The organism is Mesorhizobium sp. KR2-14 (assembly GCF_040049255.1).
Classification (GTDB): Bacteria; Pseudomonadota; Alphaproteobacteria; order Rhizobiales; family Rhizobiaceae; genus Pseudaminobacter.
Genome location: NZ_JBDZDR010000002.1, coordinates 21,857 through 35,370, shown reverse-complemented (window position 1 = coordinate 35,370; position 13,514 = coordinate 21,857). Strand labels below are relative to the sequence as shown.

The window sequence follows — 13,514 nt, the reverse complement described above, 5'->3', positions numbered from 1 at the left end:
AGCTGTGTTGATTTCCACCAGCCGGGCTTGTGGTCCTCCACGTGATCGCCGATTTCGGAATGCAGTGCGACGACCAGTACGCCTGCCCGATCGGCTTATGTTTTGAGAGAAACGGTATCGGGCCAATTCTTCGGAACAGCTTCTAAAGTAGTAGCGCACAGCGATGCGAGCCAAAAAAGGACAGCTTTCAATACTCGAATCCATCGTGCAAAAAAATCAGTCTTTGACATCGAAATTTCTCTACAACGCAGTGGTGCGATTGGGGGTCAAGGTGCGTATAGCCTTCGTACATGAGTGGCTTGTAACCTATGCTGGCTCCGAGAAGGTGCTGTCGGAGATGCTCAAGGATTTTCCGGAGGCGGACTTGTTCTGCCTGGTGGACTTCAGTGACGGACGGTACAAGTCGCACTTCCTTGGAAAGACCTTTCGGACAAGCTTTCTTCAAAGATTCAAAGCCCTTTCAGGCATCTACAGATACTTCTTTCCATTGATGTCCATAGCCGTCGAACAGTTCGATCTGTCCGGTTATGACATCGTTGTCTCCAACAGCCATTCTGTTGCCAAGGGGGTGATCACGGGTCCGGATCAACTGCATATATGCTACTGCTATACGCCGATGCGGTATGCCTGGGATCTGCAGCATCAATACCTCAGGGAACAACGTTTCGATGGCAGGCCTCGAGGTGTTGTAGCCAGGGCAGTACTGCACAGGGCCCGCATCTGGGATACCCGGACAGCAAATGGTGTCGACCATTTCATCGCCTGCTCGGAATATATCGGGCGTCGTATCTGGAAGGCCTACCGGCGGAGCTCGGACGTTATCTATCCCGGCGTGGATACGAACTATTTCCGGATTGGCGGAACCAAGGGTGATTACTATTTCACCTCCTCGCGCATGGTGCCTTACAAGAAGATCCCGCTGATCGTCGAAGCCTTCAGGCAGATGCCGGACAAGAAACTGGTCGTGATCGGCGACGGGCCGCAATACAAGGACGCCTTGAGAAGGGCCGGCCCCAATGTGTCCGTCCTCGGCTATCAGCCCGACGACGTTCTCCTGAAGCACATGCAGGAGGCCAAGGCATTCATTTTCATGGCCGAGGAAGATTTCGGCATTACCCCGCTGGAAGCGCAGGCCTGCGGCACGCCCGTGCTTGCCTTCGGGCGCGGTGGCGCTTCGGAGACCGTCGTCGACGGCGTGACCGGCTTTCATTTCTGGGAGCAAAGCGCTCAGGCCGTCTGCGATGTGGTCGCGAAGTTCGAAAATTCAACCGTCACATTCGATCCGGCGACGATCCGTCAGCATGCCGAGCGATTTTCCATTGCTCGCTTCCGGACCGAATTCAAGAATCTGGTCCTTGCCAAGTGGCAGGCACATAGCCGCGCCAATGCAGGCGTGAAGGAAAGGGTGAAGAATGAAGCGGGCCTTCGTGACAGGGCTAACGGGACAGGACGGAGCCTACCTCACCAGGCACCTGCTTGATAAGGGCTACCGGGTCTTTGGCGGACACCGCAGAACGAGCACGCAGAGCTTCTGGCGCCTTTCTGAGCTCAAGGTAGCCGATCACGAAAACTTCTCGCTCGTTGAACATGATCTGACGGATCCCGGCTCGAACATTCGAGCGCTCACGGCCGCCGAACCCGACGAGGTCTACAATCTGGCAGGTCAGAGCCACGTTGGCGTGTCCTTCAAGGAACCGACGCTTACAGCGCAGATATCCGCCGTTGGGGCCCTGCAACTCCTGGAAGCGGTGCGCACCGTCAATCCGAAGATCCGGGTTTACCAGGCCTCGTCCGCCGAAATGTTCGGCAAGGTCCAGGCGATTCCTCAAACGGAGGAGACCCCCTTCTATCCGAGGAGTCCCTATGCCGTGGCCAAGCTGTTCGGGCACTGGTCAGCGGTGAACTACCGCGAGTCTTACGGGATTTTTGCAAGCTCCGGCATACTGTTCAACCACGAGTCGCCCCTGCGTGGGCAAGAATTCGTGACGCGCAAGATCAGCATTGGTGCCGCCCGTATCAGCCTTGGCCTGCAATCCAGCCTGACGCTTGGCAATCTCGACGCCAAGCGCGACTGGGGGTTTGCGGGAGAGTTCGTCGACGGCATGTGGCGCATGCTCCAGGCAGAGGAGCCAAACACCTTCGTTCTTGCAACGGGGGTCTCCACTACCGTCCGGGATTTTGCCACGCAATCCTTCGCGGCGGCAGGAATAGAGCTTGAGTGGATCGGGACCGGGGACAACGAGGTAGGCCGCTGTTGCGACACCAAGCGCCATCTCGTCCTTGTCGATCCGGCGCTGCGCCGGCCTTCCGAGGTCGATCTCCTGCTCGGCAGCCCTGCCAAGGCAGGGCGGATTTTGGACTGGAAGCCCGCTACCACAGTAGCGCAACTCTCTCAGATGATGGTTGCAGCCGACCTCGCGCGTGAAAGGGCGCGGGCTCAGTCCGCCCATTGATGAGTGGAACCGCTTTGCTTGTGAAGGGTGGCCGCACGGACCGCCATCGATGTTGCGGGCCCGACCGGCACGGGGGCAGGAACCCATAGTGCCGAAATGACAACGGCCCGGAACCGATCATCGATTTCCGGGCCGTCTTCTTTGCGGTCGCTTTCATGAAGCCCCCGCGTTGGAGAGGGTTAACGCCTCAGGCCAGGCCTTCGTCGCGCAGTGCCTTCTGCACCGCCGGGCGGGCGGCCACGGTGCCGAGGAAGCGCTGGAGATTGGCGAAGGGCGCGAGATCGAAGCCGACGTGCTTCGCCCAGCCAAGAACGGTCCACAGATAGGCATCGGCCGCGCTGAAGGCATCGCCCATCAGATAGGAGCGGCCCTCGAGCTTCTGGTCGACATAGGCGAGGCGCTTCGTCAGATGCGCACGGTTTGCCTCGTTGGTCGCCTCGGGCGTGTCGGGCCGGAAGAACGGACCGAATGCCTTGTGCAGTTCGGTCGAAATGAAAGCCAGCCACTGCTGGACGCGGTAGCGCGCCATTTCGCCTGCCTTCGGCATCAGGCCGCTTTCGGGCTTCTGGTCGGCGAGGTACTGCACCAGCACGGATGCCTCGGTCATCAGCTCGCCATCGGCCAACACCAGTGCCGGCACATAGCCGTTGGGGTTGGTGGCGAGGAAATCCTGGTCGGCCTCGGTCTTCTTGCTCTTGCCGTCGACCTTGATGAGCTCGACGTCGAGACCGGCTTCGTTGGCAACGATATGCGGAGCCAGCGAGCAGGCGCCGGGCATGTAGAAAAGTTTCATTTCGAAAGATACTCCGAATGGATTGGCCAGCCCCTCTCGCACGCACGCGCGAAGCGGCCAAGTCCGCGTGCGATAAACAATGTGTGTTCAGGCGAGAGACAGCGGCGGCTCGGAGGCGCGGACTAGAACCTCGGTGGTCTTCAGCCGTTCGGCGATAACCTCGGCCAGCCGTTCGGCGACCTCGGCCTTGGTCATGTCGGGCCATTCCTCGATGCCGGCCTTGGAGACGATCTTTACCCGGTTACGGTCGCCGCCCATGGCGCCGCCGGCTTCCGAAACATCGTTGGCGACGATGAAATCGGCACCCTTCTTCTTCAGCTTCGCCTCGGCATTCGCGACGATGTTCTGGGTTTCGGCGGCAAAACCGACCACCAGATAGGGGCGGCTCTTGTGATGGCCGATGGTTGCGAGGATGTCCGGATTCTCGACCATCTGCAGCGCCGGCGGCCCCTCGCCCGCCACCTTCTTGATCTTCTCGTCGGCGGAATTGGCGGTGCGCCAGTCGGCAACGGCAGCGACGAAGACAGCAGCATCTGCCGGCAGCAGGCTTTCCACGGCATCGCGCATTTGCTGCGCCGTCTCGACATGGGTCGTGTGAACGCCTGCCGGATCCGGAATGGTGACCGGGCCGGACACCAGCCGCACATCCGCACCTAGCTTGGCGAGCGCGGCCGCGATCGCATGCCCCTGCTTGCCCGACGAGCGGTTGGCGATGTAGCGCACCGGGTCGATCGGCTCATGCGTGGGGCCGGAAGTGACGATGATCCTGCGGCCCGTGAGCGGCTTCGGCCGCGTGTCCAACTGCGCCTCGATGGCCGCCACGATCTCCAGCGGCTCGGCCATGCGCCCCTCGCCGGCCTCGCCGCTCTCGGCCATCTCGCCCCTGTTCGGCCCGACGAAGACGACGCCATCCTCATGCAGCGTCGCATGGTTGCGCCGGGTGGCCGGATGCGCCCACATTCTCGGGTTCATCGCCGGCGCCATCAGCACTTTCTTGTCAGCGGCGAGCAGCACGGCAGAGGCAAGGTCGTTGGCGAGCCCGTTGGCAAGCTTGGCCATCAGGTCTGCGGTGGCGGGCGCCACTACGATCAGGTCGGCCTCGCGCGACAGGCGGATGTGGCCGACATCCTGCTCGTCCTGGCGGTCGAACAAATCGGTGAAGACATGGTCGGCGCTGAGCGCGCCGACAGCGAGCGGAGTGACGAACTGCTGCGCAGCCTCGGTCATGATGCAGCGCACCGCCGCACCCCTCTCGCGCAGCCGGCGGATGAGGTCCAGCGACTTGTAGGCTGCGATGCCACCGCCGATGATGAGCAGAATGCGCTTGCCCGAAAGTGTCATGCCTTGCCTGCCCTCACGCCGGCTTCAGCGCCGGTTTGATATCCGTATGGATGAAATCGTCGCCTTTGAAAAGCAAAGGCAGGTTGCGGGTCTTGGCGAGGGCGTAGGAAAAGCAGTCGCCCATATTGAGGCCCGCCATGTGGCCAGAGCCCATAGAGCAAGTACGCTGCTCGCGCGGCCTGCAACTGTTCCGCGTCGAAGGCGACGACAGAAAGCTCAAGTCGATCGATTAGGTTTTGAAGTGCGCCAACAGCAGCACCACCGATCCATCGACACGCTACGCTATGTGCTTCAAGAAGCGTGGCAGTGCTAACGAATGACTCTGCAGCACCTATGATATCTAGGAATGCCCCCGCTTCCGGCTCGGCATTGAGAATGGCTATCAACGCTGACGTATCGACCGCTACCGTCACAAAAGCCCCTCGTCCCACATCTGGTCGCAAACTGCCTTGAGGTCGAACGGCCGTTCCGGCTTCCGCCCGAGAGCCAAAATCTCCTCCCGGGAGGCCTTGAGCCTCCAAACCTTCTGCGAAGACGATTGCTCACCCAAGATGGCCGATCTTAAAACCTCGCCTGCTTCCTGCTCAACGGAAACACCATGCTCGGCGGCGCGCTCGCGTAGAGCCTGCTGTGTACGCTCATCAAGATTGCGAATGGTAAGGGCACTCATAGAACTCTCACTTTGAAAGTGACTTTCACTTCGAAGTTAGTCCAAGAGCATCAAGCCTTCAATGACAGCAATCCTGTCACCCAGCCACTACACCAGCTTCCACCCGATCCAGACCATCGCCAGCGCGATCACCCACAGCGCCGCCCGGCCCCAGCGCGTGTGGCGCGCTTCGGCTTTGCCGATGGCCTCCGCGGTTGCCGCGTCGAAGCGCAGGCCGTGCTCAGCCATGGCGTCGATCTCGCGCGACAGGCGCTCGGTGCGGGCGGCGAAGTCCGGCGCCTGGCGGGCGAGTGAAAGCAGCGCGTTCACGCCGTCGCGCGCGTCGCTCAGCATGCCGCGCGGGCCCAGGTTGGCGGCGATCCAGCTGCCCACCACCGGCTCGGACGTCTTCCACATGTTGAAGTGCGGGTCGAGCGTGCGGGCCACGCCTTCCACCACCACCATGGTCTTTTGCAGCAGGATCAGCTCTGGGCGCGTCTGCATGTCGAACAGCTCGGTCACCTCGAACAGCAAGGTGAGCAGCTTGGCCATGGAGATGGTCTCGGCCGGCTGGCCGTGGATCGGCTCACCTATGGCGCGGATGGCCTGGGCGAAAGCCGCCACATTGTGCTTGCGCGGCACATAGCCCGCCTCGAAATGCACCTCGGCCACGCGCACATAGTTGCGGGTGATGAAGCCGTAGAGGATTTCGGCCAGGAAGTGGCGCTCCTTCTTGCCGAGCCGCCCGGCAATGCCAAGATCGACCGCCACGATGGTGCCGTCGGCCTCCACGAACAAATTGCCCGGATGCATGTCGGCATGGAAGAAGCCGTCGCGCAGCGTATGGCGCAGGAAGGACTGGATCAGGTTGGAAGCAATCCGGGGCAGGTCGTGGCCAGCATCGCGCAGCCCTTCGACATCGCTCATCTTGATGCCGTCGACCCATTCCATGGTCAGCACATCTCGGCCGGTACGCTCCCAGTCGACCTGCGGCACGCGGAAGCCGGGGTCGTCGCGGGTATTCTCGCCAATCTCGGAAAGAGCCGCCGCTTCCAGGCGCAGATCCATCTCGATACGGGTGGTCTGCGCCAGGGTTTCGGTCACCTCGACCGGCCTCAGCCGGCGGCTGGTGGGGATGTACCGCTCCTGCAGGCGCGCGGCCAGGAAGAAGCTTTCCAGGTCGTGCTGGAAGGCCTTGCGCACGCCCGGCCGGATGACCTTGACGGCCACCTTCGACACGTCACCCCCGTTGCGCACCTCGGCGGTGTGCACCTGCGCGATTGACGCGGCCGCCACCGGCGCCCCCAGTTCGACGAACAGGTCACCGATCGGCCGCCCCAGCGAGCCTTCTATGGCATGCACCGCCTGCTCCCTGGGGAAGGTTTGCATGCGGTCCTGCAGCAGGGCGAGGTCGAGCGCAATGTCATTCCCCACCACGTCGGGGCGTGTCGCCAGGAACTGTCCCAGCTTGACGTAGGAAGGTCCCAGCCGCGCCACCGCGCCGGCCAGCCGCTCGGAGCGCTGGCGGCGGCGGGCGCCGCCGCGCGTCAAAAGCTTCGCCACCCGCCAGCCGAATTTCGGCAGGCCCGTCATGTCTTCGCCGGGCAAGGCAGCAACCACGCCCTCGCGCGTGAGAATCCATCCCGCCCTGACCAGCCGGAAAGCGGCCCCTATCGAAGTCATCCGCAGGCGCCCGTCAAAGCTTCCAGCCGGAATGCAGCGCGGCAATGCCGCCCGAATAGTTCCGGTATGTCACACGGTCGAAGCCGGCGCGCGAGATCATTGCGGCGAAGTTGGGCTGGTTGGGGAACTTGCGGATCGATTCGACCAGATAGCTGTAGGGCTCTCCATCGCCGGTCACGATCTGGCCGATGCGCGGAATGGCGTTGAAGGACCACTGCTCGTAGACCTTGTCGAGCACCGGCATGTCGACTTCCGAAAACTCCAGGCACAGGAAGCGCCCGCCAGGCTTCAGCACGCGGTAGGCTTCCGACAGCGCCACGTCGATGCGCGGCACATTGCGGATGCCAAATGCGATCGTATAGGCGTCGAAGGTCTCGTCGGCGAAGGGCAGTTCCTCGGCATTGGCCTCCACGAAGTCGGTGTTGGCGGCCAGCCCGCGCTTTTCGGCGCGCTCCTTGCCCACCGCCAGCATGGAACCGTTGATGTCGAGCACGGTGGCGTGAGCCTGCCGCTGCGAGGCCTCGACTATGCGGAAGGAGATGTCGCCGGTGCCCCCGGCCACGTCCAGAACCTTCCAGCCCGCGCGCTTCGGCGGGTTGAGCCAGGCCACCATGGCGTCCTTCCACAGCCGGTGCAGGCCGCCAGACATCAGGTCGTTCATCAGGTCGTAGCGGCTGGCGACGCGGTGGAAAACTTCGTTGACCAAGACCTGCTTCTCGGCCTGGTCTACGCTCTTGAAACCATAGGAGGTTTCCATGCCTCCGGCCGCCGTGGTCCGTTGCTCTGACATTTTTTCCGATCCGCCATAAATCCGGCGGGACCATAGCCGATCACGATTGGCGACGCCATTGTTTAAGGCGCGGTGAAGAGCCGCGTTTTTAGGATACGCGGCTGCGAGAGGGAAACGACATGCCTGTGAAAGCGGAATTGCACTGCCACATAGAGGGGGCGGCGGCGCCTGAGCTCGTGCTGAAGCAGGCCGAGAAATACGGCAAGGACGTTTCCTCCGTCATTCGCGACGGCTCCTTTGTCTGGCACGATTTCACCAGCTTCCTCGCGGCCTACGACGTCGCTTCCGACCTCTTCCGCACCGAGGAGGACTACGCGAAGCTTTCCGAGCACTACCTGACCAGCCTGGCGCGCGATGGCGCCATCTATTCGGAGGTCTTCACCTCGCCCGATCATGCCATCAAGGCCGGGCTTTCGCCCAAGGCCTACACCGACGCGTTGGGCGAAGGCATTTTGCGCGCGCGCGACAAGACCGGCATCGAGGGCCGCATGATCGTGACCGGCGTGCGCCATTTCGGCGTCGAATCGATCGAGGCAGCGGCCCGCTTCGCGGCCAAATGCGACCACCCGCTGGTGACCGGCTTCGGCGTCGCCGGCGACGAGCGCCACGGCGACATGGAAGATTATGTGCGCGCCTTCGAGATTGCGCGCGAAGCGGGGCTGGGCATCACGGTGCATGCCGGCGAGTTCGGCGGCTGGGAAAGCGTCAAGGCAGCCCTCGACCACATCCGCCCGTCACGCATCGGCCACGGCGTGCGCGCCATCGAAAATCCGGACCTGGTCAAGCGCATCGCCGACGAGGGCGTGGTGCTGGAATGCTGCCCCGGCTCCAACATCGCACTGAAAGTGTTCGAGGATTTCGCCAGCCATCCCTTCCTGAAGCTGCAGGAAGCTGGGTGCAAGGTGACGCTCAACTCCGACGACCCGCCCTATTTCTGGACGACGCTGAAGCGCGAATACGAGATTGCCGCCACCCATTTCGGCATGAACGACAAGGCACTTGCAGCGGTGACCCGCACGGCAATCGAGGCCGCTTTCGTCGGCCGCAAGACCAGGACCCAGCTTCTCGCCCGGCTCGACGCGCCCAAGCGCTGAGAAAGCGCGACAAAACTGTGGCTGGTGCGCAGCAGGCGGTTTCGCCCGCCCGCCGCAACCGATAATATTGGCCGGCAGCAGAACCTTCAGGAGCGAATTTCAATGGGCGTCACCGTCGTCGACCACCCGCTTGTCCAGCACAAGCTCACCATCATGCGCGACAAGGAAACGTCGACCGCCAGCTTCCGGCGGCTGCTGCGCGAGATCTCGCTGCTGCTCGGCTATGAGGTGACGCGCGACCTGGAGCTCACCACCAAGACCATCGAGACCCCCATCGAAACGATGGAAGCGCCAATCCTGGAGGGCAAGAAGCTGGTCTTCGCCTCGGTGCTGCGCGCCGGCAACGGGCTTCTGGAAGGCCTGCTCGATCTGGTGCCGGCCGCGCGTGTCGCACATATCGGCCTCTACCGCGACCACGAGACGCTCGAGGCGGTGGAGTATTTCTTCAAGGCGCCGAGCGACCTCGCCAACCGCCTGATCATCGTCGTCGACCCGATGCTGGCAACCGCCAATTCCGCAATCGCGGCCATCGACAAGCTGAAGGAGCGCGGCGCCACCAACATGCGCTATCTGTGCCTGCTGGCCGCGCCCGAAGGCATCGAGCGCTTCACCACGGCCCACCCGGACGTGCCGGTCTACACCGCGGCCATCGACCGCCAGCTCAACGAGAAGGGCTACATACTTCCCGGCCTGGGCGACGCCGGCGACCGCCTCTACGGCACAAAGTAGGCCCTATCCGCTTTACCAACGGTTAAGCACGCGCCGCGAAACCGGTGCAAAAGTCGACGCGGATGCGCGGTCGTTAAGACCGCCCATACTGCGAAGCCCCTAGGATCGCCCAAAAAGACTAGGGCGGCCATGCTTCGCAAGTTGATCATCTTTTCCGTCTGCGCGGGAATCTCCGCATCCTTCCCGATGCTGTACGAGTCCAACCGGGAGGCGTTCGATCGCCTGCTGGGGCCCCTCTTCGGCGCCGAGACAGCGCAGGCCCAGGCCGCGACCGCGCAGCCGGTTTCGCTGCGCCCGGAAGGAACCGTCGGCCGCAAGGTGCGGCTCGCCGCCGATTCGCGCGGCCACTTCACCGCCGAGTTTCGGCTGAACGGGCGCGCCGTGGACGCCATGATCGACACCGGGGCCACGGTGGTGGCCATCAATCGCTCCACCGCCCGGCGCATCGGCATATCGCCGTCGCAACTGGACTACAGCCAGAAAGTGGACACCGCAAACGGCATCGCGCGCGCGGCTTTCGTGATCATCGATCGGCTCCAGATCGGGCAGATTTCCGTCGACAACGTACAGGCGGTCGTGATGGACGACCGGGCGCTTTCGGGCACGCTGATCGGCATGAATTTCCTCAACCGGCTCGGCAAATACCAGGTGCAGAACGGCACACTGCTGATGGTGCAGTAGCCGTCCTTCGCCTGTCCGGGCACCGGTTCTTGAGCTTCGCGGTTGTTCGCCCTCGGCCTCGGCGCGCGCCCACTTCTCAATTCTTTGTTTTCACGCCGCTTTCTGAAAACTTTCTGCCGAGGCACGCCCTGCCGCCGCGCAAGAATGGCAAATTCCGATTTCTTTCAACAAACGGCATTGGGGTGCTGGACAGGCGAAAATCTCGTGCTATAACCCACCCGCTTTCAGGGGTTGCCAACCACCTGACGGCGTCAAGCGAAGCGCGGCAGCGCATTGCACAGGCCCAGATAGCTCAGTTGGTAGAGCAGCGGATTGAAAATCCGCGTGTCCGTGGTTCGAATCCGCGTCTGGGCACCATCACTCCTTCGTAACAGTGTAGCGTCACGCCGCCGCTCAGTCCCTGATCCGGGTTCCAGCTTATTGAGCCGCTCCGATGCAGCGGGTCGCAAGCTCGCTTTCCTTTACAACCCTCACTTTCGAATAGTGAGCGACGAACTTCCCCGCCGGTCCGCCGCGCTGCGGCGATGCTCGATTATGTGATGGAACGGCGGTATCTGACCGGCGTTGGCTACGATCAGTCTATGGAGGACCACCATGAGACAGATCCTCATCAAAAGCGTACTCGCCCTGACTATTGGCACAGTTCCGGGCTTCGCCATTGCGCAAAACGAAATGCTCAAGAAGAGGCCGTCGGAGCAATCCGAAGGCCAGGGCGGCCAGTATGGCACTGAAAAGGGCCAGGGAGAGGAAGGCGGCCGCAATATGGAAGAAAACGGCGGCCAAGGCGGCGAAAAGGCGCCCATGAAGCATGAGGGCCAGGAAACAAAGCGGCCGAAGGGACAGTCCGAGGAGCTCAAGGAAGAGCAAGGCGGTGAAAAGGGCGAAAAGGGGCAAATGAAGCACGAAGGCCAGGAAACAAAGCGGCCGAAGGGACAGGAGGAGCAGGGCGGTGAAGAGGGAGGCCCGGCAAAGAACAAGACCGAAGAACACGGGACCAAGGAACGCCACGGGGAAAGGCGCCACGTAAACGAGGAGCAGCGATCGGAACTCAAGCGCGTGTTCCACGAACATCGTGTCGAGGCGGTTCCCAACGTCAACTTCTCGGTGGATGTCGGCGCGCGGGTGCCGCGGGAGGTTCACCTGCATCGGCTTCCGCCTCGCATCCTGGAAATCGTTCCCGACTATGAAGGTTACATGTACTTCATGCTGCCCGACGGACGAGTGGCGATCGTCGACCCCGACTCGCTGGAAATCGTTCTCATCATTGCCTAGCGGCCGACAGGTGCTCGCCCGGCCGGCGGGCACCGAAGATGTTTCTGCATGATTGCGGGCGGGCTTTACAGCCCGCCGCCAGAGTCCTGAGGTGGCGGGGGATTTCGTGCCCTCGCCGGCCCATCAGGGCCGGCCAGCCGGGAGAGCATCCATGGCATCACCGATCATCGGCATATTGATCACTTTTCTGGTCGTCATCCTGGTCTTGTATCTCGTCCAGCGGCTTCCAATTGATGCTCGGCTGAGACAGATAGTGCAGATCATAGTGATCATCATCGGCATCGTGTCACTGCTGAAATACCTGGCGGTGTTCTGAGCGTCCGCTTCCACAGGCCTCAGGAACCGATCGGTCGTCCCCGCGTTGCAGGCCAGGCGCTTTGCCGTGTCGGCATGGCTGAGATCATCCGGATGAGCCCGACCCCCGAAATCAGGCCAAATGAACCGCGCACGAGGGCTTTCGCCCGCGTTATCGGCCCGTTTCTGTTCCTCACGACGGCTGCCGCCCTCTATCGCATGCCCCAGATGGACCAGATCTTTGCCGACTTCTTCGCGAACAGCAGCCTGGCCTGGGTGACCGGCGCGTTTCTGCTTCTCGCCGGAATGATCGTGATCGCCCTCCACCAGCATTGGCGAAGCCCCGCAGCGATCCTCATTTCCTTGCTGGGTTGGCTGGTGGCATTGCGCGGCGCCGTACTGATGCTGGTTCCCGATTTCCTCCTGGGCGTTGGCGAAGCCGCCATGAGGCAGACACTCGCCGTGCAGATCTCATTTGCCGTCTTTGCGCTGATCGGCCTCTATCTCTCCTATGTCGGCTGGATCGCCAGACCGCGCGGCAGCCGAGATGCCGACAGAGGCTGAAAGGCTTCACTTCAGCCCGTGCCCCTTCCCTCCTCCGCCGCACTCCCTCCGCGCTAGGCAGCGAGCGTCTTTGTGGGCATGATGTGCCGTAACGGCATGTCCGCAGAGCAGGATCTCGAGCTTCCGGGGGAATTTTCGATGCAGGTGACAGACGATGAATTCATCGGGAGCATGCAGAAGTTTGGCCGCAGGCTCGACTGGAACCTGCTCAAGACGTTCCATGACATCGTCCAGGCAAACGGCATCACGGCGGCGGCGAATGTCGGCTGGCGGAAGCAATCCACGATCAGCCTGGCTCTCAAGCGCCTGGAATCCATCCTCGACAGCAGGCTTTGCCAGAGGGGCCGCGCAGGGTTCGAACTGACCGACGAGGGAAGGATACTCTATGAATACGTGAGGAACGTCTACGTTAACATAGATGAAATTCCGACCGCGCTCGAAAACCTGAATGAGCTTATTTCCGGCCAGCTGAAGGTTGCCATCATCAGCAACCTCTACGGAAGCGAGATAGACCGGCTGTTCACGAATTGCGCGGACCTCTATCGGGACGTCGTGCTTGACGTGGACGTGCAGCCCTGGGCGAGCATATCCAACAGCATCGTCAACAACGACTACGACATCGGGATCACCCCGATACTCTACAGGCACAACGACCTTCGCTACGATTTTCTGATGAAGGAGTTCCACGGCATCTACTGTGGGGCGCAGCATCCGCTGTTCGGCGAGTCGCCGGGGATAGCGGCGCTGTCGGATGAAGCGTTCGTGCTGACGGGCTCCGACGAGCCCGACTCGCTGACCAGCTTCCGCCTGCGCCATCGGCTCGGCCACAAGGTCACGGCCAGGACCCCCAACCTGGAAGAAGCCAGGCGCCTTGCAGTAGCGGGCGTCGGCATCTGCATCCTGCCCGAACAGCTCGTGGCGTCCGACGTGGCCAGCGGTTCCCTCTGGCCATTGATGGAGCGCTCCGAGGAGATGTGCTGCGACATCTACGCCGTCACCAACATCCACGCCCCGAAGCGCCTCGCCAGGGAAGCCTTCGTGGCGCTTGTTGCGGAAATCAACAGCCCCGAAAACTAGCGCCGCACCGCAATTGCCCGGTCGCCCGCGGCGCTGGACGCGCGATTTCTCATGCGTTGCAACGTGTTAGGCGCCCGCGCCGAAGGGCGCATTG

The 13,514-nt window shown here is 62.2% G+C and carries 15 protein-coding genes, 1 tRNA gene and 1 pseudogene; 10 read left to right on the top strand and 7 right to left on the bottom strand.

Annotation, left to right across the window (positions count from 1 at the left end):
* Positions 1-163: 163 nt before the first annotated feature.
* Both ABLE86_RS04715 and gmd read left to right on the top strand, forming a co-directional pair.
* Complete coding sequence (locus ABLE86_RS04715; protein WP_348777785.1) at positions 164-1,480, top strand: glycosyltransferase; 1,317 nt, start codon at positions 164-166, stop codon at positions 1,478-1,480.
* On the top strand, positions 1,413-2,453 hold the full coding sequence (gmd, locus tag ABLE86_RS04710) for a GDP-mannose 4,6-dehydratase (RefSeq protein WP_348777784.1): 1,041 nt from the start codon (positions 1,413-1,415) through the stop codon (positions 2,451-2,453). The genes ABLE86_RS04715 and gmd overlap by 68 nt, the downstream gene beginning before the upstream one ends.
* A 187-nt stretch (positions 2,454-2,640) precedes the next feature.
* Here gmd and gstA read toward each other — a convergent pair whose 3' ends face one another.
* The 7 genes and pseudogenes from gstA to ubiE form a co-directional block, all read right to left on the bottom strand.
* Positions 2,641-3,246, bottom strand: coding sequence for a glutathione transferase GstA (gene gstA / locus ABLE86_RS04705; RefSeq protein ID WP_348777783.1), 606 nt, complete (start codon positions 3,244-3,246; stop codon positions 2,641-2,643).
* Positions 3,247-3,333: 87 nt separating this feature from the next.
* Entirely contained in the window at positions 3,334-4,587 is a 1,254-nt protein-coding gene (coaBC, locus tag ABLE86_RS04700; protein WP_348777782.1) for a bifunctional phosphopantothenoylcysteine decarboxylase/phosphopantothenate--cysteine ligase CoaBC, read from the bottom strand.
* A gap of 13 nt (positions 4,588-4,600) precedes the next feature.
* Complete coding sequence (locus tag ABLE86_RS04695; protein WP_348778611.1) at positions 4,601-4,726, bottom strand: type II toxin-antitoxin system VapC family toxin; 126 nt, start codon at positions 4,724-4,726, stop codon at positions 4,601-4,603.
* Positions 4,727-4,796: 70 nt separating this feature from the next.
* Positions 4,797-5,000, bottom strand: a pseudogene (locus tag ABLE86_RS04690) (type II toxin-antitoxin system VapC family toxin); the annotation flags it as partial.
* Entirely contained in the window at positions 4,997-5,257 is a 261-nt protein-coding gene (locus ABLE86_RS04685) for a hypothetical protein (RefSeq protein WP_348777781.1), read from the bottom strand. The gene ABLE86_RS04685 and the pseudogene ABLE86_RS04690, both read right to left, overlap by 4 nt.
* 87 nt (positions 5,258-5,344) lie before the next feature.
* Positions 5,345-6,919 carry a 2-polyprenylphenol 6-hydroxylase gene (gene ubiB, locus ABLE86_RS04680; RefSeq protein ID WP_348777780.1) on the bottom strand — a complete coding sequence of 525 codons (1,575 nt, stop codon included), beginning with the start codon at positions 6,917-6,919 and terminating at the stop codon, positions 5,345-5,347.
* A 13-nt stretch (positions 6,920-6,932) separates the two neighbouring features.
* Positions 6,933-7,709 carry a bifunctional demethylmenaquinone methyltransferase/2-methoxy-6-polyprenyl-1,4-benzoquinol methylase UbiE gene (gene ubiE, locus ABLE86_RS04675; protein ID WP_348777779.1) on the bottom strand — a complete coding sequence of 259 codons (777 nt, stop codon included), beginning with the start codon at positions 7,707-7,709 and terminating at the stop codon, positions 6,933-6,935.
* Between the two features lie 119 nt (positions 7,710-7,828).
* On the opposite strand from ubiE, the gene ABLE86_RS04670 reads away from it, so the two are divergent.
* From ABLE86_RS04670 to ABLE86_RS04635, 8 genes are all read left to right on the top strand, one after another.
* Complete coding sequence (locus ABLE86_RS04670) at positions 7,829-8,803, top strand: adenosine deaminase (protein WP_348777778.1); 975 nt, start codon at positions 7,829-7,831, stop codon at positions 8,801-8,803.
* A gap of 102 nt (positions 8,804-8,905) precedes the next feature.
* Positions 8,906-9,532 (top strand): uracil phosphoribosyltransferase, encoded by a 627-nt coding sequence (gene upp / locus ABLE86_RS04665; RefSeq protein WP_348777777.1) that lies wholly within the window; start codon positions 8,906-8,908, stop codon positions 9,530-9,532.
* A 129-nt stretch (positions 9,533-9,661) separates the two neighbouring features.
* Positions 9,662-10,213 carry a TIGR02281 family clan AA aspartic protease gene (locus tag ABLE86_RS04660; protein WP_348777776.1) on the top strand — a complete coding sequence of 184 codons (552 nt, stop codon included), beginning with the start codon at positions 9,662-9,664 and terminating at the stop codon, positions 10,211-10,213.
* Between the two features lie 281 nt (positions 10,214-10,494).
* Positions 10,495-10,570: transfer RNA gene (locus ABLE86_RS04655), tRNA-Phe, on the top strand.
* Between the two features lie 237 nt (positions 10,571-10,807).
* Positions 10,808-11,485: a DUF1236 domain-containing protein gene (locus ABLE86_RS04650; RefSeq protein WP_348777775.1), complete on the top strand. Its 678-nt coding sequence runs from the start codon at positions 10,808-10,810 to the stop codon at positions 11,483-11,485.
* 151 nt (positions 11,486-11,636) lie between these two features.
* Positions 11,637-11,801 (top strand): Thivi_2564 family membrane protein, encoded by a 165-nt coding sequence (locus ABLE86_RS04645; RefSeq protein ID WP_348777774.1) that lies wholly within the window; start codon positions 11,637-11,639, stop codon positions 11,799-11,801.
* Positions 11,802-11,875: 74 nt separating this feature from the next.
* Entirely contained in the window at positions 11,876-12,343 is a 468-nt protein-coding gene (locus ABLE86_RS04640; protein ID WP_348777773.1) for a hypothetical protein, read from the top strand.
* Between the two features lie 138 nt (positions 12,344-12,481).
* Positions 12,482-13,420 (top strand): LysR family transcriptional regulator, encoded by a 939-nt coding sequence (locus ABLE86_RS04635; RefSeq protein ID WP_348777772.1) that lies wholly within the window; start codon positions 12,482-12,484, stop codon positions 13,418-13,420.
* The last annotated feature ends 94 nt before the right edge of the window (positions 13,421-13,514 follow it).

Excerpts from the sequence above, each read along its gene's own strand:
- gstA (WP_348777783.1), bottom strand. The coding sequence starts at position 3,246 with ATGAAACTTTTCTACATGCCCGGCGCCTGCTCGCTGGCTCCGCATATC.
- upp (WP_348777777.1), top strand. The coding sequence starts at position 8,906 with ATGGGCGTCACCGTCGTCGACCACCCGCTTGTCCAGCACAAGCTCACC.
- ABLE86_RS04670 (WP_348777778.1), top strand. The coding sequence starts at position 7,829 with ATGCCTGTGAAAGCGGAATTGCACTGCCACATAGAGGGGGCGGCGGCG.
- ubiB (WP_348777780.1), bottom strand. The coding sequence starts at position 6,919 with ATGACTTCGATAGGGGCCGCTTTCCGGCTGGTCAGGGCGGGATGGATT.
- coaBC (WP_348777782.1), bottom strand. The coding sequence starts at position 4,587 with ATGACACTTTCGGGCAAGCGCATTCTGCTCATCATCGGCGGTGGCATC.
- ubiE (WP_348777779.1), bottom strand. The coding sequence starts at position 7,709 with ATGTCAGAGCAACGGACCACGGCGGCCGGAGGCATGGAAACCTCCTAT.
- ABLE86_RS04640 (WP_348777773.1), top strand. The coding sequence starts at position 11,876 with ATGGCTGAGATCATCCGGATGAGCCCGACCCCCGAAATCAGGCCAAAT.
- gmd (WP_348777784.1), top strand. The coding sequence starts at position 1,413 with ATGAAGCGGGCCTTCGTGACAGGGCTAACGGGACAGGACGGAGCCTAC.
- ABLE86_RS04685 (WP_348777781.1), bottom strand. The coding sequence starts at position 5,257 with ATGAGTGCCCTTACCATTCGCAATCTTGATGAGCGTACACAGCAGGCT.
- ABLE86_RS04650 (WP_348777775.1), top strand. The coding sequence starts at position 10,808 with ATGAGACAGATCCTCATCAAAAGCGTACTCGCCCTGACTATTGGCACA.
- ABLE86_RS04645 (WP_348777774.1), top strand. The coding sequence starts at position 11,637 with ATGGCATCACCGATCATCGGCATATTGATCACTTTTCTGGTCGTCATC.
- ABLE86_RS04660 (WP_348777776.1), top strand. The coding sequence starts at position 9,662 with ATGCTTCGCAAGTTGATCATCTTTTCCGTCTGCGCGGGAATCTCCGCA.
- ABLE86_RS04635 (WP_348777772.1), top strand. The coding sequence starts at position 12,482 with ATGCAGGTGACAGACGATGAATTCATCGGGAGCATGCAGAAGTTTGGC.
- ABLE86_RS04715 (WP_348777785.1), top strand. The coding sequence starts at position 164 with ATGCGAGCCAAAAAAGGACAGCTTTCAATACTCGAATCCATCGTGCAA.
- ABLE86_RS04695 (WP_348778611.1), bottom strand. The coding sequence starts at position 4,726 with ATGGCGGGCCTCAATATGGGCGACTGCTTTTCCTACGCCCTCGCCAAG.